Source organism: Allopontixanthobacter confluentis (assembly GCF_009827615.1).
In the GTDB taxonomy this organism is placed as follows: Bacteria; Pseudomonadota; Alphaproteobacteria; order Sphingomonadales; family Sphingomonadaceae; genus Allopontixanthobacter; species Allopontixanthobacter confluentis.
In genome coordinates this window covers 103,120-127,965 of the sequence record NZ_WTYU01000002.1, presented here as the reverse complement: position 1 = coordinate 127,965, position 24,846 = coordinate 103,120, and the positions used below count along the sequence as shown (strand labels likewise).

25 protein-coding genes are annotated in these 24,846 nt (G+C 59.8%); 13 read left to right on the top strand and 12 right to left on the bottom strand.

Annotation, left to right across the window (positions count from 1 at the left end):
* Nucleotides 1–16 precede the first annotated feature (16 nt).
* Complete coding sequence (locus tag GRI44_RS08950; protein ID WP_332872396.1) at nucleotides 17–1,351, top strand: multidrug effflux MFS transporter; 1,335 nt, start codon at nucleotides 17–19, stop codon at nucleotides 1,349–1,351.
* Between the two features lie 28 nt (nucleotides 1,352–1,379).
* On the opposite strand, the gene GRI44_RS08945 is transcribed toward GRI44_RS08950, so the two are convergent.
* The 7 genes from GRI44_RS08945 to GRI44_RS08915 all read right to left on the bottom strand — a co-directional run bounded on the left by GRI44_RS08945 (nucleotide 1,380) and on the right by GRI44_RS08915 (nucleotide 10,779).
* Complete coding sequence (locus GRI44_RS08945; RefSeq protein WP_160601480.1) at nucleotides 1,380–2,906, bottom strand: acyl-CoA carboxylase subunit beta; 1,527 nt, start codon at nucleotides 2,904–2,906, stop codon at nucleotides 1,380–1,382.
* Nucleotides 2,903–4,771, bottom strand: a complete 1,869-nt coding sequence (locus tag GRI44_RS08940) for an acetyl/propionyl/methylcrotonyl-CoA carboxylase subunit alpha (protein ID WP_160601479.1) — start codon at nucleotides 4,769–4,771, stop codon at nucleotides 2,903–2,905. Before GRI44_RS08940 ends, GRI44_RS08945 begins: the two co-directional genes overlap by 4 nt.
* Before the next feature lie 49 nt (nucleotides 4,772–4,820).
* Nucleotides 4,821–5,810 carry a phytoene/squalene synthase family protein gene (locus tag GRI44_RS08935; RefSeq protein WP_160601478.1) on the bottom strand — a complete coding sequence of 330 codons (990 nt, stop codon included), beginning with the start codon at nucleotides 5,808–5,810 and terminating at the stop codon, nucleotides 4,821–4,823.
* Nucleotides 5,811–5,857: 47 nt separating this feature from the next.
* Nucleotides 5,858–6,439 (bottom strand): LOG family protein, encoded by a 582-nt coding sequence (locus GRI44_RS08930; RefSeq protein WP_160602296.1) that lies wholly within the window; start codon nucleotides 6,437–6,439, stop codon nucleotides 5,858–5,860.
* An 8-nt stretch (nucleotides 6,440–6,447) separates the two neighbouring features.
* A complete protein-coding gene (locus GRI44_RS08925) occupies nucleotides 6,448–7,980 on the bottom strand; it encodes a phytoene desaturase (RefSeq protein WP_160602295.1) in 1,533 nt (510 codons plus the stop codon).
* 47 nt (nucleotides 7,981–8,027) lie between these two features.
* Complete coding sequence (crtY, locus tag GRI44_RS08920; protein WP_160601477.1) at nucleotides 8,028–9,215, bottom strand: lycopene beta-cyclase CrtY; 1,188 nt, start codon at nucleotides 9,213–9,215, stop codon at nucleotides 8,028–8,030.
* Between the two features lie 1,069 nt (nucleotides 9,216–10,284).
* Nucleotides 10,285–10,779, bottom strand: coding sequence for a hypothetical protein (locus tag GRI44_RS08915; protein WP_160601476.1), 495 nt, complete (start codon nucleotides 10,777–10,779; stop codon nucleotides 10,285–10,287).
* Nucleotides 10,780–11,244: 465 nt separating this feature from the next.
* On the opposite strand from GRI44_RS08915, the gene GRI44_RS08910 reads away from it, so the two are divergent.
* Nucleotides 11,245–12,135, top strand: a complete 891-nt coding sequence (locus GRI44_RS08910; RefSeq protein WP_160601475.1) for a MipA/OmpV family protein — start codon at nucleotides 11,245–11,247, stop codon at nucleotides 12,133–12,135.
* 222 nt (nucleotides 12,136–12,357) lie between these two features.
* Nucleotides 12,358–14,199: a DUF885 domain-containing protein gene (locus GRI44_RS08905; protein WP_160601474.1), complete on the top strand. Its 1,842-nt coding sequence runs from the start codon at nucleotides 12,358–12,360 to the stop codon at nucleotides 14,197–14,199.
* Nucleotides 14,200–14,263: 64 nt separating this feature from the next.
* Here the strand turns inward: GRI44_RS08905 and GRI44_RS08900 are convergent, their stop codons facing one another.
* On the bottom strand, nucleotides 14,264–15,382 hold the full coding sequence (locus GRI44_RS08900) for an NAD(P)H-dependent flavin oxidoreductase (protein ID WP_160601473.1): 1,119 nt from the start codon (nucleotides 15,380–15,382) through the stop codon (nucleotides 14,264–14,266).
* Nucleotides 15,383–15,669: 287 nt separating this feature from the next.
* Between GRI44_RS08900 and thiC the strand changes: the two genes are divergently transcribed.
* The 3 genes from thiC (at nucleotide 15,670) to GRI44_RS08885 (ending at nucleotide 18,469) form a co-directional block, all read left to right on the top strand.
* The gene (gene thiC, locus GRI44_RS08895) at nucleotides 15,670–17,559 is read left to right on the top strand and encodes a phosphomethylpyrimidine synthase ThiC (RefSeq protein WP_160601472.1); all 1,890 of its coding nucleotides are present in this window, start codon (nucleotides 15,670–15,672) and stop codon (nucleotides 17,557–17,559) included.
* Nucleotides 17,556–17,864 carry a hypothetical protein gene (locus GRI44_RS08890; RefSeq protein ID WP_332872395.1) on the top strand — a complete coding sequence of 103 codons (309 nt, stop codon included), beginning with the start codon at nucleotides 17,556–17,558 and terminating at the stop codon, nucleotides 17,862–17,864. Before thiC ends, GRI44_RS08890 begins: the two co-directional genes overlap by 4 nt.
* 89 nt (nucleotides 17,865–17,953) lie before the next feature.
* Nucleotides 17,954–18,469: a hydrolase gene (locus GRI44_RS08885; RefSeq protein ID WP_160601471.1), complete on the top strand. Its 516-nt coding sequence runs from the start codon at nucleotides 17,954–17,956 to the stop codon at nucleotides 18,467–18,469.
* 30 nt (nucleotides 18,470–18,499) lie between these two features.
* On the opposite strand, the gene GRI44_RS08880 is transcribed toward GRI44_RS08885, so the two are convergent.
* Complete coding sequence (locus GRI44_RS08880; protein ID WP_160601470.1) at nucleotides 18,500–19,168, bottom strand: hypothetical protein; 669 nt, start codon at nucleotides 19,166–19,168, stop codon at nucleotides 18,500–18,502.
* A gap of 143 nt (nucleotides 19,169–19,311) precedes the next feature.
* Here GRI44_RS08880 and GRI44_RS08875 point away from each other — a divergent pair, with 143 nt between their 5' ends.
* Together GRI44_RS08875 and GRI44_RS08870 are read left to right on the top strand one after the other, a co-directional pair.
* Entirely contained in the window at nucleotides 19,312–19,806 is a 495-nt protein-coding gene (locus GRI44_RS08875; RefSeq protein ID WP_160601469.1) for a hypothetical protein, read from the top strand.
* On the top strand, nucleotides 19,784–20,587 hold the full coding sequence (locus GRI44_RS08870; protein ID WP_160601468.1) for a DUF1828 domain-containing protein: 804 nt from the start codon (nucleotides 19,784–19,786) through the stop codon (nucleotides 20,585–20,587). Before GRI44_RS08875 ends, GRI44_RS08870 begins: the two co-directional genes overlap by 23 nt.
* 80 nt (nucleotides 20,588–20,667) lie before the next feature.
* Here GRI44_RS08870 and GRI44_RS08865 read toward each other — a convergent pair whose 3' ends face one another.
* A complete protein-coding gene (locus tag GRI44_RS08865) occupies nucleotides 20,668–21,321 on the bottom strand; it encodes a DUF2726 domain-containing protein (RefSeq protein ID WP_332872394.1) in 654 nt (217 codons plus the stop codon).
* A gap of 164 nt (nucleotides 21,322–21,485) precedes the next feature.
* Here GRI44_RS08865 and GRI44_RS08860 point away from each other — a divergent pair, with 164 nt between their 5' ends.
* From GRI44_RS08860 to GRI44_RS08845, 5 genes are all read left to right on the top strand, one after another.
* Nucleotides 21,486–21,911, top strand: a complete 426-nt coding sequence (locus GRI44_RS08860) for a GFA family protein (RefSeq protein ID WP_160601467.1) — start codon at nucleotides 21,486–21,488, stop codon at nucleotides 21,909–21,911.
* Between the two features lie 107 nt (nucleotides 21,912–22,018).
* A complete protein-coding gene (locus GRI44_RS13890) occupies nucleotides 22,019–22,174 on the top strand; it encodes a hypothetical protein (protein ID WP_202386290.1) in 156 nt (51 codons plus the stop codon).
* A 47-nt stretch (nucleotides 22,175–22,221) separates the two neighbouring features.
* Nucleotides 22,222–22,635 carry a COG3650 family protein gene (locus GRI44_RS08855; RefSeq protein ID WP_232843089.1) on the top strand — a complete coding sequence of 138 codons (414 nt, stop codon included), beginning with the start codon at nucleotides 22,222–22,224 and terminating at the stop codon, nucleotides 22,633–22,635.
* An 81-nt stretch (nucleotides 22,636–22,716) separates the two neighbouring features.
* Entirely contained in the window at nucleotides 22,717–23,112 is a 396-nt protein-coding gene (locus GRI44_RS08850) for a DUF6632 domain-containing protein (RefSeq protein ID WP_160601465.1), read from the top strand.
* Nucleotides 23,109–23,597, top strand: coding sequence for a Rid family hydrolase (locus tag GRI44_RS08845; RefSeq protein ID WP_160601464.1), 489 nt, complete (start codon nucleotides 23,109–23,111; stop codon nucleotides 23,595–23,597). The genes GRI44_RS08850 and GRI44_RS08845 overlap by 4 nt, the downstream gene beginning before the upstream one ends.
* Nucleotides 23,598–23,665: 68 nt before the next feature.
* On the opposite strand, the gene GRI44_RS08840 is transcribed toward GRI44_RS08845, so the two are convergent.
* The gene (locus GRI44_RS08840; RefSeq protein ID WP_160601463.1) at nucleotides 23,666–24,343 is read right to left on the bottom strand and encodes a type 1 glutamine amidotransferase domain-containing protein; all 678 of its coding nucleotides are present in this window, start codon (nucleotides 24,341–24,343) and stop codon (nucleotides 23,666–23,668) included.
* A 76-nt stretch (nucleotides 24,344–24,419) separates the two neighbouring features.
* Nucleotides 24,420–24,845, bottom strand: a complete 426-nt coding sequence (locus tag GRI44_RS08835; protein ID WP_160601462.1) for an ion channel — start codon at nucleotides 24,843–24,845, stop codon at nucleotides 24,420–24,422.
* Nucleotide 24,846: the final 1 nt, after the last annotated feature.

Below are 24,846 nucleotides of genomic sequence, written 5' to 3'. Positions count from 1 at the left end.
CTTGTGGCCCTGGGCCATGCTTATGCCCGTAGCTGCTGACAAATCGCTTTTCATGCTGCGCCGCAGCGGGCATGGCCGCGCGATGGATTTATCGATATCTTCAGCAGATGGCACCGCGCGCGCCGTCGGGCGGCGCGAATTTGTCGTTCTGATGGCCGCCCTGATGTCATTGGGCGCGCTGGCGATTGACGGAATGTTGCCCGCGCTGGATGAAATCGCCGCAGATCTTGGCGTGGCAGACCCTAATCAGCGGCAGCTTGTCGTCGGGCTTTATCTGCTCGCCAGCGGCGTCGGCTGCCTGGTGCCCGGCTCCTTCGCGGACCGGTTCGGGCGCCGCAGGGTGCTGTTTGTCGCCTTGGGATTTTACGTCGTTACATCGCTATTATGCGCGCTTGCGCCCAGTTTCGACAGTTTGCTGGCGCTGCGCGTGGTGCAGGGTTTTGGCACAGCGGGCCTGTCGGTCCTGCCCGCTGCCATCATTCGTGACCGGTTCGAAGGCGACCAGATGGCGAAGCTGATGTCGCTCATCTTCATCGTGTTCATGGTGGTGCCGGTGCTGGCGCCCAGCCTGGGGCAGGCAGTGTTGCTGGTGGCGGACTGGCGGTGGGTGTTCGTGGCCATGGCGGTGCTGGCAGGGGCGGTATGGGCCTGGGCCTGGGTGCGTCTGCCCGAAACGCTGGCTGACAAGGACCGGCAGAAAATCGACATCAGGACCATCCTGCACAATCTACCGCTGACATTCCGGACCCGCGAAGCCATTGGCTATGTGCTGGGCAGCGGCCTCACTTTCGGGGCCATGTTCGGCTATATCAACAGCGCGCAGCAATTGATTGGCGAACATTTCGGTCAGGACGAGAATTTCCCACTTATCTTCGGTGCCACCGCTTCCACGCTGGCGGTCAGCAGTTTTGCCAACAGCCGCATCGTGGAACGGTTTGGCGCCCGGCGGGTGTCGCATGCGGCACTTTGTGTCTTTCTGGTGGTGTCGGCGTTGCAGGTCTATGCGGCACTGTTCCACGGGGGCTCGCTTTACTGGTTTGTGCCGCTGATGTCGGCAAACCTGTGTCTGCTGGGCTTCATGGGGGCCAATTTCGGCTCCATCGCGATGCAGCCGTTTGAAACGACCGCTGGCTCTGCTTCGTCAGCGCAGTCCTTCATTCGGATGGTTATGGGTGCCGGTATCGGAATGTTGATCGGGCAGGCGTATAATGACAGCGCGTTGCCGCTGGCACTGGCGCTGCTTCTATCCAGCTTTGCAGCCCTGCTACTGGTGCTGTTCAGCGAACGGGGCACCTTGTTCCGCCGCCCGCGGCAGGCGCGCAAATATCTCGCCATGCATGATGTGATCTAGCCCGAAGGCGGGCTGGGCCTGCTGCGGCCTAGCCGCGCTGTTCCAGCTTGCGCCAGGCCAGGTCGGCAAATTCGCACAGCAAGGGCCGCGTGTCGCGCGGGTCGATGATGTCTTCCACGCTGAAGCGTTCTGCGCTGCGGAACGGGCTGCGGACCTTGTTGAGACGGTCACGAATGGCGGCCAGATGCGCGGCAGGGTCGTCGGCGGCTTCAATCTCTGACTTATAGGCCACTTCGATGCCGCCTTCGATCGGCAGGCTGCCCCAATCGCCCGATGGCCAGGCAAACCGGTACTGGAACTGGTCGGCATTGCTCATCGCGCTGCCGGCAATGCCATAGGCGCGGCGGATGATGACCGATGCCAGCGGCACGTTCGCCTGATAGATCGCATTCATCGTTTCCACCCCGTAACGGATGGTGGCGGTTTCTTCTGCCAGCTTGCCGATCATGAAGCCGGGATTGTCCACCAGATGCACGATTGGCAGGCGGAATTTGTCAGCCAGCCTTACGAAACGCGTGACTTTTTCCGACGTCTTCGCTTCCCACGAACCGCCCAGAAAACTGGGGTTGCTGGCCAGCACTGCCACCGGATAGCCATCCAGCCGCGCAAAGGCAGTGATGGCCGCGCGGCCCCACAGGCGGCCCATTTCAAACGTGCTGCCACGGTCAAAAATCATCTCCAGCGCGCGGCGCATGGAATAGACCTGCTTTGCTTCTCGCGGGACCAGTTCCAGCAAGGCTTCTTCGCGCCGATCGACCGGATCGTGCGGCGGCGTGCGGGCCGCCAGCGCGCCGACGTGGCCGGGCAGATAGGACAGGAAACGCCGGGCTGCGGCAAAGGCTTCCGCCTCGCTCGCCACTTCATCATCCACCACGCCGTTACGCGTGTGTATCTCGCTGCCGCCCAGGCTTTCCTTGTCGGATGCTTCGCCCAGCGCTTCGACCACGGCGGGACCAGCGGCGAACAATTGGCTCAGCCCCTTGACCATGACCGAATAATGGCTGGCCACCACCCGCGCCGCGCCAAGGCCTGCCGTGGGGCCAAGCGCCAATGCCACCACCGGCACGGTATCGAGATTGGTGACGACATCGCTCCACCCCGGCACGGCGGGCACATAGGTCGCGCCGATGGTTTCCAGCGTTTTCACCGAGCCGCCCCCGCCCGTTCCGTCAATCATGCGGATAAGCGGCAGACGCATCTGGTTGGCCATGGCCTCGCACTGGGTCATCTTGCGGTAAATGGCGGCATCGCCCGCGCCGCCGCGCACGGTGAAATCATCCGCACTGGCAACCACCGGCCGCCCTTCAATATTGGCGCGGCCAAACAGGAACGGGGCCGGCATGACCGCTTCCAGTTGGCCCTCTGGCGAATAGGTGCCTTTGCCGGCAATCTTGCCAATTTCGCGGAAGGAGCCTGCATCAACCAGCCCTGCCAGCCGTGCGCGCGCATCCAGTTTGCCCCGGGCGTGCTGGCGTTCGACCTTGTCAGCGCCGCCCATTTGCTCGGCAAGGGCGCGGCGATGTGCCAGCTCGTCCAGTTCGGGCTTCCAGCTCATTCTTCGGCCTTTTCAATCCGCGCCAGCACCGCCTCGACTTGCACTTGCGCGCCTTGGCTGGCGGTCATGTCGGCCACCACGCCATTGAACGGAGCGGTCAGGGCGTGTTCCATCTTCATCGCTTCGAGCACCATCAGCCGCTGGCCTGCAGTAACGTGATCGCCTTCGGCCACATCCACCGCAATGACCTTGCCCGGCATCGGGGCGATGATCGCTCCGTCGGACACAGCACCGGCACCAGAACCGCGCGCATCCATTGTGAACCCATGCGCCTGTCCCTTGTCGAACACGACAATCTGCGGACCGTCGGCAAAGCCGGTCATGGTGGGTTCCAATTGCGTCTCGGTCAGGGCGACATTGGTGAAGTTGCCTGCCTGCCCCAGTGCCACGCCGAGGCGCGGCGCGGCATTGAGGCGGAAACCGGCGAGTTCCGCAGGATGGTCTTCATTGGCGGCCAGCGCGATCTGCGCCGCGCCGCGCAATACGGCTGCATCAGGCTCGGCAGGCGGTATCAGCGCATCGCCCTTGGCTTCGATAAATGACGTATCCAGCCTGCCGGCAATGAAATCATCATCCGCCAGGGCATTGGCGATGAAGGCGGCATTGGTGCGCACGGGCCAGACTTCGGCATCTTCAGCCATTTGCGTCAGACGTTCTATCGCATCGTCCCGGTCTTCACCCCATGCCACCAGCTTGGCCACCATCGGATCATAGAATGGCGATATGGCATCGCCTTCTTCCACGCCGGTTTCAATCCGGCCATCATCGCCAAGGTCGAGATGGTCCAGCGTGCCGGTGCTGGGCAGGAAACCCCGTGTCGGATCCTCTGCATAAAGCCGTGCTTCAATGGCATGGCCGTCAATCACGATTTCGTCCTGCTGCAGGGGGATTGCCTCCCCGCTGGCGACCCGCAATTGCCATTCCACCAGATCGACACCGGTGATTTCCTCTGTCACCGGATGTTCAACCTGAAGGCGGGTGTTCATTTCCATGAACCAGATGCGGTCGGCATGGAGGCCCTCACTAGCATCGGCAATGAATTCGACCGTTCCGGCACCCTTGTAATTGACCGCTTTTGCTGCACGAATTGCTGCGCAGCATAAATCGTCCCGCGTGGCGTCATCCATGCCCGGTGCAGGGGCTTCCTCGATCACTTTCTGGTGGCGTCTTTGCAGCGAACAGTCGCGTTCGAACAGGTGAACGACCGTGCCGTGACTGTCGCCGAAAATCTGCACTTCGATATGGCGCGGGCTGGTGATCCATTTTTCGAGAAGCACATGCGTATTGCCGAAACTGGCGCTGGCTTCCCGCTGGCAACTTTCAAGCATTTCAACGAATTGCGGCGCAGCATCAACCTTGCGCATGCCCTTGCCGCCGCCGCCGGCAACAGCCTTGATCAGCACGGGATAGCCAATTGCATCGGCTTCCTGTTGCAGGCGTTCGGGCGACTGGTCTTCCCCCATATAGCCCGGCGTTACCGGCACGCCGGCATCCTGCATCAGCTTTTTTGCTGCATCCTTCAGGCCCATTGCGCGGATGCTGTCAGGGTCTGGCCCGACCCAGACAATTCCGGCATCCTGCACCGCTGCAGCAAAATCCGCATTTTCCGACAGGAAGCCATAGCCTGGATGAATGGCCTCAGCCCCGGCCTGGCGGGCTGCGGCGATAATCTTTTCGCCTATCAGATAGCTTTCGGCAGCAGGGCTGGGGCCGATGTGCACCGCTTCATCCGCCATCCGCACATGCAGCGCCTTGGCATCGGCATCGGAATAGATGGCAATGGTGCGAATACCCATCTCTCGCGCGGTGCGGATGATGCGGCAGGCAATTTCGCCGCGATTGGCGATAAGCAGGGAATTGATCATGGAAGCTGCGCTAGCCTGCCGACCCGATCGCTTCAAGCAGGAGTGCGTACTACCAGCCTTTTACCGGGCGCAATTCGGCACGCGTCCAGCGCGGCATTTCATCCAGCACAGGCGGCGAATTGGCCAACGCTTCGAAAAAGGCGGCAATGACATGGCCCAGCTTGGCCAGCGGACCGACAACCACGCGGTTGTGCCATGCTTTCTGCCCGCGGCGCAGAACCTTGTGGCCGATGGCGGTATAGATGCGCGCCGCGGAAAGCACGGCCCAGCGTTGGCGAAAATGCAGCCGTGCAGCGCCAATCCGCGCGGCATCCGCATGATGGTCCATCAGCGCAATCATGCGCGGCATCAGCGATGCCAGTTCGAACCTGTTGGCAGGTTTGCAGTGCTGGCCTGGCGACAGGTCCATTTCCACGAGCCATTCCACCGGCAGATAGCACCGCCCGGCGGCATCATCTTCCACCACATCGCGGGCGATATTGGCCAGCTGGAAAGCCAGCCCCAGGTCGCAGGCGCGGTCAAAAGTGTCGCTGTCCCGGCTGTCCACGCCCATCACATGCGCCATCATCACGCCCACTGCGCCCGCCACGTGGTAGCAATAGCGCATCATGTCGCCTTCGGTGCGGGGGCGCCATTCATCCGCATCCATCGCGAACCCGCGAATGACATCGTCTGTCATATCCTGGGTGATGGGGCATTCACGAGCCAACATGCCCAGCGCATCGAAACCGATATCCGCAGTCGGCATCCCTTCCAGCGCACGGTTGGTCAGGATGCGGATGCCCTTCACCCGGTCTTTCGCACCGGAATGCGCGCCAGACTGGCGGCCAAGTTCCCCGCCATGGTCCTGATCATCGGCAATATCGTCGCAGCGCCGGCACCAAGCATATAGCAGCCACGCCTTTTCACGCGTTGGCCGGTCAAACAGCGATGATGCAAAGGCAAAGCTGCGGGAACCACGAATGATGGATTGGTGCGCTTTTTCCACCAGCGCAGCACGGTTACGGCCACCGCCTGCCTGTGCAGGGGTGGACCGCATGATGCGCGATGGCGCCAACAGGCGTGGACGGGATTGCTTCGGGGGGCTCAGAGGTCGCTCGCCTTCATTTTGAATATCGGTGTGTGCGGCACATAAGCTGCCATCCGCTCCAGCAGTTTGTCCAGACTTTCGTCGGCAATCATGATGCCCTGATGCGCCGGACGGACAAAGCCGACATCCGCCATCTGGCGATTGAAGGCGATCAGGTGATCGTAGAAGCCAAACGCATTCAGCAGGCCGACCGGCTTGGTATGATAGCCCAACTGCGCCCAGCTGATGGCTTCCCACAATTCGTCCATCGTGCCGACCCCGCCGGGAATGGTGACAAACCCGTCGGACAGGTCGGTGAAACGCTGCTTGCGTTCGTGCATCCCGGAAACGATGTGCAGTTCAGTGCAGTCATTATTAGCAACTTCGCTGCCCGCCAGCGCTTCGGGGATGATGCCGATGACTTCGCCGCCAGCATCCAGCGCGCCTGCAGCCACGGCGCCCATCAGGCCCAGCCTGCCGCCGCCGTAAACGACGCCGATGCCCCGTCCTGCCAGCACCGTGCCCACTTCGCGGGCCAAGTCGATATAGCGCGGGTCGGCAGGGCTGGCTGAACCGCAATAGACTGCCAGACGTTTGATAGGCGTATTCATTCAGTCAGATCCTTGATCATCAGGCCTGCCGTTGCCTTGGCACTGCCGACCACGCCGGGGATGCCGGCGCCGGGATGTGTGCCTGCACCGGTCAGGTAAAAATTGGGTATCTTGTCATCACGGTTATGGCCGCGGAACCACGCGCTTTGTGTAAGTATAGGCTCCAGGCTGAACGCGCTGCCCAGATGGGCGTTGAGATCGGCGTTGAAATCCTTGGGCGCGTAATGGAACTTGGTCACGATGCGGTCGTGAATATCGGGGATGAGGCGACGGCCCACTTCGTCAAGAATGCGCTTTTCCAGAATTGGGCCGACTTCGTCCCAATCCACTGCCAGCTTGCCCATATGGGCCACCGGAACCAGCGCATAGAATGTGCTTTTGCCCGGCGGTGCCATGCTCGGGTCAGTCACGGTGGGGTGGTGCAGATAGATGCTGAAATCCTGCGGCAACACGCCATTGTCGTAAATGTCGTCCAGCAGGCCCTTATAGCGCGGGCCGAACAGGATCATGTGGTGCGGAATGCCGGGCCAGGTGCCTTCCAGCCCGAAGTGCACAACAAATAGCCCGGGGCTGAATTTCTTGCGCGATAGGCTCTTGGAATAATCCTTGCCCCGCTTGGTGCCGGACAGAAGATCGCGGTAGGTGTGCATGATATCGGCATTGCTGGCCACGGCATCAAACCGCTGGCGAAAGCCGCCTTCGGTTTCCACTTCGGACGCCATATTGCCTACTGTATGCACCTGCGCCACCGGATCGCCCACCATCATGGTGCCGCCCAGCCGTTCAAAATGGCGGATCATGCCGGCGATCAGGCGATTGGTGCCCCCGCGCGTCCACCAGACGCCGCCATCCTTTTCCAGCTTGTGGATCAGCGCGTAAATGGCGCTGGTCTTCATCGGGTTTCCGCCCACCAGCAGGGTGTGGAAGGACAATGCCTCGCGCAGCTTTTCCGATTTGATATATTTGGACACGATCGAATAGACAGAGCGCCATGCCTGATATTTGGCCAATGCTGGCGCTGCCTTGATCATGGATTTGAAATCAAGAAACGGCACGGTGCCCAGCTTGACGTAGCCTTCATCATGCACGCCCGCGCTGTAAGTCAGAAATTCCTGATATCCGGCCAGATCGCCCGGCGCGACGCGGTTGATTTCCGCTTTCAGCCCCGCTTCATCGTTGGAATAATCGAAATTGACGCCATCGGGCCAGTTCAGCCGGTAAAACGGCATGACCGGCATCAGTTCAACGTCGTCTGCCATGTCATGCCCGGTCAGTTCCCACAATTCCTTGAGGCAGGGCGGGTCGGTGACGACAGTTGGGCCGGCATCGAACGTAAAGCCGTCCTTTTCCCAGAAATAGGCGCGGCCGCCGGGCTTGTCGCGCCCTTCGATCACGGTGGTGGCGATGCCTGCCGATTGCAGCCTGATCGCCAGCGCCAGCCCGCCAAAGCCCGATCCGATAACGCAGGCAGTCTTGCCCGTGGGCGGTTTGGGCGCAGGTTTTGCCAAGGGGGCCGTGGCCGTGCCCATTTGCATGCCCAATTCCGGCGACAGCGTATGCGTGGTGGTGGCAGTCATCAAATATTCTCCTGCGGGGCCACCAGTGGCCGCCCCCGGCCGATCAGGGCGCCAATCGCCTTTGCGACAGATACGGGTGGTTTCCCGACAAGGATGCGGGCCTTGTCAGGCAAAGTGGAGTGGGCCGCATAAAACCGTTCGATTAGATTTTCAGGCAGCCGGTAGAAATGTTCAAACACCTTGTACCGTTCTTCCGGCAGCGCAGCGCCGAACAGCATGGTGCCCAGCAGGCGATAAAACGCCGTGGCGGACCAGTGCTGGCGCGCCCGCTGTTCCAGCATCTGCGCCATCCCTGGGCCGGGCAATTGCGCATTGCTGGCGATGGCCAGCGCGGTTTCCACCGCAAATGGCAGGGTATAGCTGGTCAGCGGATGGACAAACCCGCCCCGCGCACCAGCCATGCCCACGCCATCTATCCGTTGGTCCTGCTGATAGGCGGCAAAATTGCCGCCCGTGATGACCGGCAGGACACCCGTTTCAACCCCGATAATGTCGCCCTTCCAGTCATGGCTGCGGCAATAGGCATCAATGCGGGCGGACAAAATATCGCGGTAAAGCGCCGGTTCGTCCGCATAATACGTATCTTCGATGAACAGGTCAGTGGTCGACAAGGGCAGGACATAGACAAAGCGGTATGCGCCATGCTGGTTGATCGCCGCATCCATGATGACAGGGCGGTCCAGGCCGTGCGGGTGGGCCAGCCGGATATGCCGGCCCATGAACACTTGCCAGCCGCCTGTCAGATGCGCGCTGGGGACAGCGCCCCTGCAATCCAGCACGATGCGGGCTGACAGGCGCGTGCCATCGGCAAAAGCCACGCCATGCGCATCCAGCGCGGCAACCGCCGTGCCGGTCAAGATAGTGTCAGCTGCCAGTTCGCGGCGCAGGCCGCTATCGAAATCCTGCGATGACAGGGATTTGTACGGTGACGAAAGCTGCCGCGAATAGGCAGGAAACTTCACGTCATAGCCATGCCAGCAGGTGGTGAAAAACGGCTGGAGCAAGGCATGGGAAGCGGCGTCAAGATCGCTGTCAAACCAGCTCCACCTGTGGTTTCCGCCCAGGTTTTCGCCCTGTTCGATCAGCGTCACTTCCATGGCAGGATGCTGCCTGTTCAGCGCAAGCGCGATCAGCCCGCCGGACAAGCCGCCGCCTATTATCGCCACATCGGTTCTGCGCCCGCTCATCACAAGCCGCACTAAGGCGCAATGGTGTGGGGGGCAAGACACCCTGGCCAGCAGCGGACACGAGGCAGACCCGCAAGCTGCACAAACGAGTGTGTTCTACAATTGGGCACTTTGAAATTACAGCACTGGGCGCTGCCAAGATGTCAGACAGAACGCGGAGAAAGCAATGTTAATTACTTCGAGATGGTCATCGGTTGCCCGGCGAGCGCCTGAAGCCAGCTGTCCGGTTCGGGCGTTCCCCGGAAAAAAGCTGACTGTCAGCTAACGACCCAACTGCAGACATTAGGATTTCAGGCCGCCGCGCGGTGTGGATCACCCGGCATCCAGTTTGCCCCGGTTGGCGATAAGTAGCGAGGTGATCACGGTATAAATCCCGCAAGGCCGAGCGCCGCCGTCGTCGCGCCCAGATAGCTGGCAGGAAATCGGTGAACGGCTATTCCCCCCTTGAGCGTGGCGGTTACGCTGACCACCGAAACGCAGGCGAATGAAGCGGTGCAGAGGATCGCGACATCGCTGTCCGCGCCCCCTGCACCGACCGCTAAGAAGCCGAAAGCCAAGAGCAACAGGACGCCGGTAACGATGTGCCAACACAGGTAATTGAGCCAGATCGTGGCTATTGGGACATGCGCCGTGGCGGCTCATAAAGGCGGCACGGCAAATCCGGTCCCGACGAAAGTATGAATGGCAAAGGTGAGGAAAGCCATGCCCGCCGCGGCCAACCAGAACCAGTTCATCGCTTTCACTCCCACCAAAGTTGGGCAGTCTGTCACACTAACCGCGGTAATGCTAATGGCGGTTTTCCACCCCACCTGCGGCTCTCAGCGGATCCAATGCCCGCTCCCGAAAGCAACCATGCGGCTTTGCCTTACGGCTGCGCAATTCCCGCCATTCCGAAAGCGACCCCAAGTCGGTAATAAGACCAAACGCTAGGCTCGCCGGAAGCGGGCGTTCAGGCGATAGAATTTCGCGTCGACTTTGCGCCTTGATGACGCACATAATCATCGAAGTCTTCAGCCAGAAATCCCGAACATGCGTTGACCATGGCTGAGCTGGATGAGGATGAGATGATCTAGTCGCTCTTGCCGGTGATCAGGCGGAACACGCGCTTCCAGAAACGGGCTTCCATGAGTAGGAGCTTGACAACTAGCGGCGGAATACCCTGATTTACGAGTTCTTCTTCTTTAGGCTCAGATCCATAGAGATAGCGCATGAGCGCAACGAACGCGACAAGTTCAATTGCGATGATAAGCGGTAAAGCCGTCCAGCGCAGCAAACTCAGGGAGGGCAACACCTGCCCCGTCCCCTCTGGCATCAGCCACGCGGCATAACTCAAAGCAGCAGCCCCAAGCGCTAAAGACCGGAAGACTGCTGCTTTGAGCGTGGCACGCGAGCGGAGATAAAGAAAATACAGGATTGGGAGCAGCAAGGCGCAGTCGATCAGATAGACGCGCTCCAAGGTCAACGGATCAGCGAGGGCTTCGGGCGTCAGCGACAATTGCCACGCCGCGAGCAGGCAGGGAACGAGCAGCCAATAAAACCAATACCCTCGAAAGATCTTCGACATTGCCCGTCTCCTCTTGACCTCAATATCTATCATAAACGTCAAGTGCTTGGTTCGTCAAAAGCGGACAGTCGCAAAACCACCCAGTTACGGACATTCAGCATTTGGTGAGTTTCGCCAAATGCGGACAATCGGCGCTCACCAGCAGGTGTGCTTGAGAACTTCAGGATGATGTAAGCCGCAGGAAGTCTTGGCGGCGGACGTCGCAATCGGGTGTCGGCAGTTGGCCAGTCGCTTTTTCCATAGCTGTGGTGGATAAGGCTGGGGAAGGCGGGTGGAAAACCTGTGCTTCAAGCGGCGGTGCATGGCCAAGGCGGGGTTGCGAACTAGTAGCGTAATAATTCGCCGATCTTCTTCGGTTATGGCGAAATGACGAGGCGCATGGGATCATCCTTGCCGATGTTGACCGCTGATCAGGAACGAAGGGGCGAGGCATTCGTTTTGCGCACGACAGACCGAGGGATTTTTATGACAAAGCGTAATCTGGGCGTGGTCGCCTCTGTGGCGGCCAGCGCATTATTTTTTCTGGCCGCAGCACCTGCTTTGGCGCAGGAAGACACCACCACTGCTGGCCCCGCGACAGAGGATGCGGCGCGGCCGGGCAGTGTGTATGATGGCGACTGGATCAGCCTTGGCATAGGCGTTGGCTATGGCCCCAGCTATGACGGCTCTGACGATTACGCCGCTTTTCCTGCCCCGCTCATTCAGGGCAGTGTCGGCGGGATCGGCATCAAGCCGCGGCCTGCGGGCATCGCTTTTGATCTTCTTCCCAGTGCAGCGTCCGGTCCTGATTTCTCCTTTGGTCCATCGCTGCGTTACCGGGCCAACCGGTCAAGCCAGATCAAGGACCCGGTAGTTAAGGCTGCCGGCGAACTGGACGCCGCATTTGAAGTGGGTGCTGCTGCCGGCATAAGCTTCCCCGCAGTGCTGAACCCCTATGACAGCCTGAGTGTCAGCAGCGACGTGCGCTGGGACGTGGCCGGCGCGCATGGCGGCATGGTGGTTGAACCATCGGTTTCCTATTTCACCCCGCTCAACCGGGGCGTGGCAGCATCGCTTTCTTTCAGCGCGGAATATGCCAGCGATGATTTCAACGATTATTATTACACCGTAACCCCGACGCAAAGTCTGGCCAGCGGCCTGCCAGCCTATCAGGCAGATGGCGGCTTCAACAAGGTCGGCACCAATCTGTTGCTGGGCTTCGATCTGGACGGGAATCTGGAAAATGGCGGCTTTGCAGCCGTGCTCATTGGCGGATATTCGCGCATGCTGGGGGAGGCGAAAAACACGCCCTACACCAGCATTCGCGGCAGTGCAGACCAGTTCTTTACGGCAGTCGGCATCGGTTACACGTTCTAGAGGGACCGCTAAAGCGACTGCAATGCTGTGATCGCGGTGCCGCAGGCTGCTACCGTCGGTCGATGCCGCATGGTGATTGGTCGAAGGGATACAGTGCAGGGCCATTTGCCCTGTATCAAACAGCCAGCAAGATGCGGGCGATGTCGACCCATGCGCCGCCGGACATTGAAAACGACTGAAATTTCAGAACAACGATATCAAAACGAAAAAAGGGGATTCGCCATGACCGCACTGCGTCATATTCTGCTTGCCACTGCTGCACTGTCGCTGGGGGCCTGCGCCGCTGGTCAGGCGGGCATGGAAAGCACAGCGCCATCTGTTGCAGCCAGCCCGACTGCGGTGGCAATATCGTCTCAGGCCGCGCATGACCGGCTGTTTGCCATTTTCGCAGCCGATGATGAAGCCAGCCTCAAGCGCAACCCGCTCAATGCCCTGTTCCGCGGTGATCAGCGCTATGCTGACCGGTTGGGCGATTATATGACCGATGCCTATAATGATGCCGAACGCAGCGCTGCAAAGGCCAATCTGGCGTCACTGAAATCCATTGACCGCGTTGCGTTGAACGCGACTGACAAGATTGCCTATGATGTGTTCCAGTATAATCAGGAAGAACAGATCAAAGGCCTGACGCCCGAAATTCTGGCGGTAAATGATGTCCGGCCAATCAACCATTTCAGCGGATTTCATACGTTCTATCCCACCTTTGCCAGCGGGCAGAGCGCAGCACCGTTCAAGACGGTGACGGATTACGAAAACAATCTGAAACGCCATGCCGAATATGTCGCCCTGGGCGACCGGGCGATTGGCCGTTTCCGTGAAGGGATGGCGTCTGGCGTGCTGGAAACACAGCTCACCATCAGCAATGTGATTGAACAGTTGACCACGCAGATTGACCTGCCGCTAGAACAATCCCCCTTCTGGGGCCCGATCACCATGATGCCGGCTGATTTTTCGGAAGCTGACAAGACCCGCCTGACCAGTGAATATCGCGTCGCTCTGGGCGAGATTTACGCTGGCAACCGCCGTCTGCGTGATTTTCTGCGCGATGAATATCTGCCGGTTGCGCGCAGCAGCGTGGGCCTTGCGCAGATGAAGGGCGGGCCGGCCTTGTATCAGCACCTGATCGAAGGCACGACAACCCTGCCGCTGACGGCAGATTACCTGCACAATCTCGGCCTCTCGGAAGTCTCGCGCATTACCAGCGACATGGAAGCGGTGAAGGCCGAAGTGGGCTTTGACGGCACGCTGGCACAGTTCTTCGATGCGCTGCGGGCAGACCCGAAATTGCAGCCCGAAAGCCGCGACGCGCTGACGCAGGATTATTACCGCATCGGCAAGATCGTGGCGCAGAAAACACCGGAATATTTCAAGGTGCTGCCCAAGGCTCCGCTGGAAATCAAACCCTATGAGGAATTCCGAGAGAAATTCGAGGCGGGAGGTTCCTACCAGTCCGGCACGCCTGATGGCTCGCGCCCCGGCACGTTTTATTTCAATGCCTATGATTTGCCCAGCCGCAACCTGATGGGCAACACCACGCTGTATCTGCATGAAGGCGCGCCGGGCCATCATTTCCAGATCAGCCTGGCGCAGGAAAACGAGGCATTGCCGGCTTTCATGCGCTTTGGCGGGAACACGGCCTATGTCGAAGGCTGGGCGCTCTATTCGGAAACGCTGGGCTACCCTATGGGTCTGTTCAAGGACCCGTATCAGCGGATGGGCACATTGAGCGATGAAATGCTGCGCGCCATGCGTCTGGTGGTGGATACCGGCCTCCATTCCAAGGGTTGGACGCGCGACCGGTCGATCCAGTACATGCTCGACAATTCGCCGATGGGCAAAACCGATGCCACAGCCGAGGTGGAACGCTACATTGCCATTCCATCGCAGGCGTTGGCCTATAAGGTGGGCGCGCTGACCATTCAGCGGCTGCGCCAGAAAGCAGAAACCGCGCTCGGTGCGAAATTCGACATCCGCGATTTCCACGACCAGGTTCTGGGCACCGGCGCATTGCCGCTGCCAGTCCTTGAAAAGAAAATCGACGATTGGATTGGTAGCCAGAAATAAGTCTGCTCGAAAGCCAGTGTTCCCCGCAACCGCGTCAAACAGGTTGCGGGGAAGCGGTTGCGTATCAGTCCAGATTGGCCGCCAGATTTTCGAACGCGGCCACGAAATCCTGCTTGAAATCCTGCACGATGGTGGCGGTGCCGCGCTGGTCATTGACCAGTCCCAGCCCCTGGCCAACCCAATAGGTTGCAAGGTCCTGCGCGGCCGCGTTTCCGCCGACGGCAGCCTGATCAATCGTGCGCAAGACAGGTTCGACCAGCAGGCTCATCAGCGGCATGGGCAGGGCGGCCAGGCCCGCTTTTTCCCACCTGTCATGCCAGCTGGTCCGCAGCTGCCGGCTGTATTTTCCGGTCCGGTGTTTTGACCGGATGGTATCGCGCGAACCGGCCTCGACCATTTTCTGGCGGAACACTTCGCTGGTTTCCGCCTCGGGTGATGCCAGCCAGACAGAACCGCACCATGCGCCCGCAGCGCCCATGGCCATCATCCCTGCCATCTGCCTGCCGGTCATGATGCCGCCTGCCGCAAGGACAGGTATGTCCGCGCCCGCCTGTTCAATCGCGGCGATCACTTCGGGCACCAGCACCACCGTGGCCACTTCGCCGCAATGGCCGCCGCCCTCGCTGCCCTGCGCCACGATAATATCCACCCCTGCCGCCACCTGTTTCAGGGCGTGTTCCCTTGCTCCCACCAATGCGGCCACGGGGATGCCGTGCTTCTTGCCCGCCGCGATCATTTCCGGCGGCGCAGTGCCCAGCGCATTGGCGATGAGGCGCACTGGATGGTTGAAGCTGACTTCGAGCAGTTCCTGACCCAGCGACGTATTGGGCGCCTGCGATCCGCCATGCGGTGCGCCTTCATCGGCGCCGATCCCTGCATCGCGCAGGATAGCGCGGGTGAAATCCCGGTATTGCGGCGGTATTTGGGCGATTATTTCATCGCCGCTGACCGTTCGCCCCACCGCCTGTGTTTCCGGGATCAGCACATCGATGCCATAGGGTTTGCCGTCCACATTATCGTCAATCCAGGCCAGTTCGTGTTCCAGCTGTTCCGGCGTATAGCTGACCGCGCCCAGCACGCCGAAACCGCCTGCCCGGCTGGCGGCTGCGACCACATCGCGGCAATGCGAAAATGCAAATAGCGGAAATTCGCAGCCCACCATTTCTGTCATCCGGAACGGCATTTTACTCTCTCCCGTAAATCTACTCCAACACGGCCAATGTCTAACCGCAAAAACGGCGATAGTGCCAAATCAAATCCATGTGCACATTGCCCCGGCTGGCGCATTAGTCTAATCCCATCGCCATCCCCGGGGAGCCACGTTGCCGAATCTGGCAAGGCTGAGAGGGACGGGTAACGCCGTCCGACCCGTTGAACCTGAACCGACTAACATCGGCGGAGGGAGCGGGCCGGTGATCCAGATGTGATCCGGGGCATCCGCCTTTTTTCCGCCTGCTGGAGAATGCGCGCATGGCCGACATCAATTCAAAGCTTGAAATAGGCGTGACCACGGGGCCCATCAGGGGCAGCCGCAAGGTTCATGTCGGCCCATATAATGTCGCCATGCGCGAGATTGATCTGGAACCTTCCAGCGGCGAACCACCGCTGCGCGTTTATGACACATCCGGCCCCTACACCGATCCTGATGTGCAAATTGACATTCAGGCCGGCCTTGCCCCGCTGCGCCGCCAGTGGCAGTTGGATCGCGGCGATGTTGAGGAATATGCCCCCCGCGATGTGAAGCCGGAAGATAACGGCCAGCTCGGCCCTGACCGGTCCGGCGGTGTCCCGCCATTTCCCACCGCGCTGCGCCGTCCGCTGCGCGCCAAGGCCGGCGCGAACCTTAGCCAAATGCACTATGCCCGCCGCGGCATCATCACGCCGGAAATGGAATATGTCGCCGCGCGTGAAAACCTGGGCCGCGCCATCGCGCGCGAGGCATCGAGCGGCGGCGAAAGCTGGGGTGCGTCCATTCCGCTCAACGTCACCCCTGAATTTGTTCGTGACGAAGTGGCACGCGGGCGCGCCATCATCCCGTCCAACGTCAACCACCCGGAATGTGAACCGATGGCCATCGGGCGCAATTTCCTGGTCAAGATCAACGCCAATATCGGCAATAGCGCGGTGGCATCCGACGTTGCATCCGAAGTGGACAAGATGGTCTGGTCCATCCGCTGGGGCGCGGATACGGTGATGGATCTTTCCACCGGTCGCAACATTCATGACACGCGCGAATGGATCATCCGCAACAGCCCTGTGCCGATCGGCACCGTGCCCATCTATCAGGCGCTGGAAAAGGTCGGCGGCGTGGCGGAAGACCTGACGTGGGACATTTTCCGCGACACGCTGATCGAACAGGCGGAACAGGGCGTGGATTATTTCACCATCCACGCAGGGGTGCGCCTGCCCTATGTGCCGATGGCGGCCAAGCGGGTGACGGGCATTGTCAGCCGCGGCGGTTCCATCATGGCGAAATGGTGCCTGGCGCATCACAAGGAAAGCTTCCTGTACGAGAAGTTCGACGAAATCACCGAGATCATGAAGGCCTATGACATTGCCTACAGCCTGGGTGATGGCCTGCGCCCCGGCAGCATTGCGGATGCCAATGACGAGGCCCAATTTGCCGAGCTGTACACCCTGGGCGAACTGACCCACCGCGCATGGAAATCCGATGTGCAGGTGATGATCGAAGGGCCGGGCCATGTGCCCATGCACAAGATCAAGGAGAATATGGAAAAGCAGCTGCAGGTCTGCGGCGAAGCGCCTTTCTATACATTGGGGCCCCTCGTGACCGATATTGCGCCGGGGTATGACCATATCACCAGCGGTATCGGCGCAGCGCAGATCGGCTGGTATGGCACGGCCATGCTTTGCTACGTCACGCCCAAGGAACATCTGGGCCTGCCTGACCGGGACGATGTGAAAGTGGGCGTGGTTACTTACAAGCTGGCGGCCCACGCGGCTGATCTGGCCAAGGGGCACCCCGCCGCGCAGATGCGGGATGATGCCCTGTCCCGCGCCCGTTTCGAATTCCGCTGGCGCGACCAGTTCAACCTGTCACTCGACCCTGATACGGCAGAGGAATATCACGACCAGACCCTGCCCGCCGAAGGCGCGAAAACAGCGCATTTCTGTTCTATGTGCGGACCGAAATTCTGCTCGATGCAGATCAGCCAGGAAGTGCGGGACTTTGCCGCCAAGCAGAACCAGACCGCCGATGGCTTCCTGGCGGCAGAAAAATGGGGCGCAGACACGGCCGCTGCCAGCAAGGCCGCAGCCGAGGAAGGCATGCGCGAAATGTCCAAAGTGTACCACGACAAGGGCGACAATCTGTATCTTCCGGCAGAGGAGGCCAAGTGAGCCGCCGCAAAAGCGCCTTCGGCAGTTCCTACGTCGAATGGGCGCGGTTCATGGGTCAGGCTGGCAGCCTCTACATGGAATCCGCCGCCGTGATCCAGATGCGCACGCTGGCCATGATGACCGGCGGCGCCGCGGCCACGCGGGAAGCGGAAAAAATGGTAACCGAGAAAATCGCCGCCAACATTGAAGCCGCCACCCGGTTGCCGTTGACGGCCACAATGACCCCTGCCGCCGCCGCCAGCGCGGCGTTACTGCCGTATCGCAAGCGGGTGCGGGCGAACCGGAAGCGGCTTTCCCGGGGGTGAGATGATCGGGCATTGCGCGATGGCGAAGCGGCGTTTTACGGACCATTCCGTATGGCGTCGCCGCCCCCGCCGCGCGCATATTCCAGCGCATGGAAACGAATTCCACGCCCGCCATCGATCCGGCCGATAATCCCACCGGGTGCTGCCCACGCTTCAATCCGGAAGGGTGGGACGAGCAATTACTGCATTTTGACAACAAGCTGTTCGTGCGCGCCACCACCCGCAGCGAAAATCATGTGCCGCTGGACATGACCGAGGTGTTCGGCCGCGTGTATGACGGCATGGCGGAAGACGGCGCGCTCGACGAAAAGCACCCGCTGGTCCTGTCCCGCGATCTGTCTGCCGACCAGACCGAGCATTTGTTCGCCGCTACCGGCCCGGTGAAGGGCGAGGAAATGGTCCGCCTGTCGGGCGATTTTCGCACCCGCGTGTTCGACGCGCCATACGAGGAAGCCCCGGCCCGGCTCGCCGACTTCGCGAAGGAACTGGAGGCGCAGGGCGCGGCGGCGGATGAAAGCTACGTCTTCTACACCACCTGTCCCCAATGCGCGGAAAGCTTCGGCCATAATTACATGGTAGCGGTGGATCGGGTACACGCCGCCTGATCTACTCCGTACACGGCGCGGTGTTGACCGCTATTCGTGACCCCACGGCGCGGGGGGCAGGGCCACCGGGCGGGTAAGGTCGAATTCCACGCGGAACAGGCGTCCGGGCCGCTGCAACTGATAAGCGAATTGCCCGTCCGCCGCGCCCGCCGGGTCCACTTCCACCCGCCAGACGTTGGTGACGGAAGCGGTCAGATCGTTCGCCCGGAACATCGCGATGCTTTCCGCATCGACCGGAAATTCCTGCGCCTGCGCGGTGCCTTGGGCTGCCGTGTCCCCGCCATAGAATGTCACCGCGTCCGCCGTGCCGTCTTCATGCCGATGATCGTGCTTCAGCCGCAGTCCGGTTTCGCCGCGCGTAACCAGCCAGGTGCGCGAGCGGTCCCAGCTGCCATCGGCGTTCCCGACATGGAACGGCACCGCGATCCGCGTTTCGCTGCATTCGCGCACATGCATCACCATGGGCCGCCCGCGCATATCCGCATCCGCCGACTGATCGGACACCAGCGCGCCCGCATAAGCCTTCCCGCAATGCGCCGCGAGCGCCTCGAAAAACGCCTCCTGCTGGGAGAGTGTTGGCGGAGCCGGAGCGGAAGACTGCGTGCTGACACACCCCGCCAGCGTTGCGGCTAGCAGCAAGGGCAGCAGTGTAGTGCGGACGGGAAAGGTTGGGGCGAGGAGAGTGTGGGGTTTGGTCATGCGGGGAGGATGCACGATGTGGGAGCGGGGGGATAGGGGGGAATGTGTCGTGCTGATTGTGGACGCGAAGGGGCCAAGGTTACAAAACTTGTTTGTCTTCAATCATCCGTCAGGCATACGCGAAGCGGGGAGCGATATCGTCTATGCGTGTACGAAAATTAATTACCGAGACGAAGGTCATCACTACCACTTCGAAGTGGTCGGACAAGGACATGCCGCCTAGGTGGTGCCCAATCAATTCCAAGACGCGACCTATAAGGGGCGGCTGGCATTGGCGAGCAGCGCACGCGACCAGCCCATTCGGCGACTTCACGGCAGTTGCCCAAGTAAATTCGGGGCGAGGAAACTGGAAAGCTGTTTTGATATTAAATGCGCCTAATGGCCCTTCCGTCGTCGCTCGTTTTGAGCATCATGATAGTCATCCTGGATTGCATGTTCATAGCCACTGCAAACGTAGTGGTATCGAAATCGGCGCTGTCGGAATGGATGGCCTTGATAGGTTTCCGCCTTTAGGCAACCGCCACAGACGTGAAAACGCTTGGACTGAAATATCATTTTGGACGGCGATGAAGAAATTTTTTCGCATGAGAGATGATGATCCGGAAGGAGGAAACCTTGAACTCTTCGGAACTTTCTAGTCTTCTATGTCGGTCATTTTGCGAAGAAATTACCGTTCGGAATGTCCCTTCTGGCCTTGCCATCTCAACGGCTTTTTCCGACGCGTCGGGAGATCGGATTTCGTTCTATGCGGTCGAGACCAATGATGGCTGGCGTTTGGAAGACGATGGCGACTATTTGGCTGGTCTAATCGCGCGCGATGTTCCAATCATGGATGGGATAAGGTCCACTCTTCTCGATGGGATTTTGGCTGAAGGTGGTGCGCATTGGGATCAGGAAACGTTTGAAATCAGATCGGAAACTGTTGAAAAAAGTAGGCTTTCCTCCCAAATTGTACCTTTCTTATCCTCGCTTGTGCGGGTTCGTGATCTTGAATTGCTGAGTCGTGAAAATGTTCGGTCAACTTTTCGGGAAGATTTTTTATCGCAGTCGAGAGAGCGCTTGGAAGACTTCATAATCGTGGATGAGGAGGGGCCGGTCACTCGAGATTTTTCTGAATTCCCGCCCGATTTGGTTTTTCGGCCCAAAGCGGAATTAGGCCGCTACCCAGCGGCTATCTATCTCATCAACTCCAATGACAAACTGAACGAGGCCCTTCTGGCTTGGCAAGAAATGCAGATTCAAAATCGTTCCGATTTTAAAGTTATTGGCGTCATCGAAGACGCTGAAATGAAGGGCATAAGCCGAAAGAAATTCCAACGCGCACAGAACCGCCGCCTCCCTATGCCTATATTCCGAGGTGACGAGGATAGTGCAGTTTCAATGGTAGCAAAGGAGATGGGATTAACGTCAGTCCATTGATCTTGCGATCAACTTTGGCAGGGTTTTGGGTTTTTATTTTGTCAGAAGAGGGGCACCGAAACAACGCCTGTTTCGCTTTTTTAAACCCCAACCCGCCCCACCAACTTCCGCACCATCTCGCGAACCTCAGCAGGCGTATCGCCGCTGACGACTTCGACGTAGCCGATGCCGGCGCGGCGGAGGGCTTCGCGTTTTACGGCGTCGCGGGCGGCGGTGTTTTCGCCGGTGTGGTGGCCTTTGCCCTGAAACTCGACCGCGTGGAGGGGCTTGCACAGCGCATCCACGATCAGCAAATCCACCCGTTTTGAATTGACCGCGAAATAGGCATCCTTGTCGGGGCTGGCGAGGATTTCGCCGAGAGACACTTGCCCCATGGCGCGCCAGCCGGGGCTTTCTTCGGCCAGCGCCTTGTCCAGCACGGTCAGCAGGCGTTGCTCGCCCTTGTTCAATAGCGGGCGGGCGGTGAACTGAGCGCGCATTACGTGGCGCAACTGGTCGGCGGCAATATCGGTCGGTTCTGGCTTTACAGGTTTGATGGGGACGACTTTCCTGTCCCCTTTCGGCTTTGAATTGCGGCCTTTCCAATAGGCGCGGCGTTCGGCCCGTTTCATGTTTTCAGCCACCCGCTCCACCGCCATTCGGCAAATTGCGCCCACCGCCAGAACAGCGGCGAGGAGCCAGGGCTTGTCAATCAGGGCGATAATTTCGGGCGGCATGACTGTCTGATAATGCACGGCAATTACCGAAATGCAAATGACAATGAGTGCAATAGGGCAGGGCGCTGCAATGGCACCTGCCTTGCCAAACAGGCCGATGCGGGCAAGTATCGCCGGGATAGGGTGATGATGGACGGCTGATTCCTGCTAGCAACCAGCCGCCCTGTTGAGGAGAGCGTGCAATGACACATTCAAGCGAAGGCGGCTGCCTATGCGGGGCAATCCGCTATGAAATCACTGGCGATCCGGCCATGTCCATCGTGTGCCATTGCACCCATTGCCAGAAACAGTCGGGCAGCGCCTTTTCCACCATCATCGGCGTGCCGGAAGGCAATATCACCATTCACGGCGCGCCCAGCACCTATGCCGACACTGGCGACAGCGGCGGCGCGGTAATTCGCCAGTTCTGCGGCAATTGCGGATCGCCGCTGTTCAGCCTGGTGGATAATGCGCCGGGCATGGTGTTTGTGAAAAGCGGCACCTTGGATGATACCGCAGGCTTTGCCCCTGCCATGCACATCTGGGGCAAGAGCAAGCAGCATTGGGTGGAAACAGGCGCAGCGCCTGTATTTCCGACCATGCCTGATCAGGGTGACGGGCCAGAGTGACGGGCCAGAGTGACGGGCGAGGGTGAAGGAGCAGGCTGACGAGCCATACCTTCTATCGCACAGCGTCAACTGGCCCTATAGGGCAGGGCCAATCAACAGGACATCACATGGCAGACCTCTATCTCAAGAACCTGGAATCCGAGCGCAAGGCGCTATGGGCCACCTGCCGCCTGAAAGGGCTGGCGAAAGACACGCCGGAACGCGAGCGGATTGCCGCAATCGATGAAAAGATTGCTGCCCATAAAGCCAAGAAGACCACCTGACCATGCGTGCCGGCTCCTTCTTGCGCTATGCGGGCCTTGGCGCTGCCATGGCTTTTTTGGCAGCGTGCCAGCAGGATGCCGGATCTTCGGCCAATGTGCCGGGCGGCGGCGCGGCGACTGCTGCCTATGACGGGATTGCAGAAGGTGACACGGTGCATTTTGCCGGAACAGAACCGTTTTGGGGCGGCACAATCGCCGGCGCGATGCTGACCTATTCCACCCCGGAAAACCCCGAAGGCACGGCCTTTCTGGTGGACCGTTTTGCCGGTAATGGTGGGCTTGGTTTTACAGGCACGCTGGACGGTGCGCCGTTCAACATGGCCATAACACCGGGCAGTTGCGGGGATGGCATGTCCGACCGCGAATATCCTTTTGTGGTAACCCTGCGGATCGCGGATGAAACCCGCCGGGGCTGCGGCTGGACTGATAGCCAGCCCTTTAGCGGCGATGCCCAGCCCTGATTGCTGCCGCCGTGATTTGCACGCCTGCCAATAGAGGAGTATGAACCTGACCGGGTCGCTCCTTAGGGGGAGGGTTCAATCATGCTTGGCAAATATAGCTATCTGCAAGTCGCGCTGTTGGTATTCGGCGCAATTTTCTGCCTGATCTATCCACTTGGGCTGGTGTGGCCCGCAGGATGGAAGTGGCACGAAGGCGCGCCCTATGTGTCCCAATATTACATGATGATCGTGGGCGTTTACGCAACGCTGGGCATTTTCCTGATCCGGGCGGCAGGCAATCCGTCAGCGCACAGGTCGCTGATCCAGTTCACCATCTGGTCCAGCGTGGTCCATGCCCTGATCATGGCGGTGCAAGCCATGGGCGATCCAATGCACACCGGCCATTTGCTGGGCGATGTCCCGGCATTGCTGCTGGTGGCACTGGTGCTGGGCGTGCTTTCACGGGGTGGGGCAACTGCCGCCAACGCCGCCGCATGATTGGTCTGGCGCGGAGGAAATATCGCAATCTGGTGCCAGCCCTTCTGGCCGGGTGGCTGGTAGCACTGCCAAATGCAAGCAGCGCTCAGGAAGGCAGGCATACCATCATGCCGGACGATGCCGCAGCGCTGGAATTCCAGACGGCCGTGGGATTTTCCGACGCGGTTATCGTGGATGGGATGATCTATCTGTCAGGCGTGGTCGCGGTGCCGCAGGAAGGCGAGACGACCATGGCGCCTGCTTTCACCCGCGCGTTCGACCGATTGGCCATCACCCTGGCACGCGCAGGTGCAGGGTGGGAGGATGTGGTGGAATTCAACACGTTCCACATGGATCTTGGCGGGCAGCTGGATGAATTTGTGGAAGTGAAAAACCGCTATATCAAGGCCCCGTTTCCGGCCTGGACTGCGCTGGGCATTTCCAGCCTTTATGAACCGGCCGGATTGGTGGAAATCAAGATTACCGCCAAAAAACCGCCCGAATAGTTAAGGCGATGGCGGCAAGTGGCCAGATTGTTCTCGCCACTTGCCGCCGCGCATATTTTCAACTGGTCTTACTTGACGCGCGCCAGCAGCTTTTCGGCGGCTTCTTCGGATGAGCCGGGGTTCTGGCCGGTAATCAGCAGGCCATCTTCCAGCACATAGGATGACCAGTCTTCACCCTTGGAATAGGTGCCGCCTTTTTCGGCCAGCATGTCTTCCAGCAGGAACGGCACCACGTCGGTCAGGCCGACTGCCTTTTCCTCGTTGTTGGAAAAGCCTGTAACCTTCCGCCCCTTGACCAGCGGCGAGCCATCGGCTGCCTTCACATGGCGCAAGGCTGCCGGTGCATGGCACACCAGCGCGACAGGTTTGTCAGCGGCGATGGCGCCTTCAATAAGGGCGATGGAGGTTTTGCTTTCCGCCAGATCCCACATCGGGCCGTGGCCGCCGGGGTAAAAGACCGCGTCATAATCCGTCACGGTGATGCCATCCAGCTTGTGCGTGCTGGCCAGTGCCTTCTGGCTCTCTACATCATCCTTGAAGCGTTTCGTGGCATCCGTCTGCGCGTCAGGCGCGTCGCTTTTGGGGTCAAGCGGCGGCTGGCCGCCAGCAGGCGATGCCAGCGTTATATCGGCACCTGCATCCTTGAAAACATAATAGGGCGCGGCAAATTCCTCCAGCCAGAAGCCGGTTTTTTCACCGGTATCGCCGAGTTCGTCATGCGATGTGAGAACCATCAGAATTTTCATGGGATATTGTCCTTGGGTAAAATGTGTTCACCCTGACAATGCGCCGCAGTGCAGGCTGTTCCATGGAGCGTAGCTGCTATTTACGGGCCAAACGTGAAGCCATGGTCACAAAAAAGGCCGTGGACCAGCCAAGCAGCAGCAAGCCGTTTATCCCTTCGATCGCGCTGACCAGCCGCCATGTTTCTGAAATATAGCGGTCATCATACCCAATCCCGGCATAACTGATCGTCGAAAAATACACCGCAGTCTCAAGATCGGGAACAGCACCGATCCAGTGAAATAGAAACGCGTAAAGCCAGATTTCCATTCCGTGCAGCACGAACAGGCCGATCACCAGGGTTAGCGTTACCGACAGCGTGCGGAAGGAGAGTTCAGGAACATGCTGGGCGCGTTCTTCCTGTGCTTCCTCGCGCAGCATCCGCCGCAGCACCGTCAGCCCCGTGCCGTGGAAAGCCACTGTCGAGAGCACCATCACCGTGGATACAAGAAGTTGCAGATACATC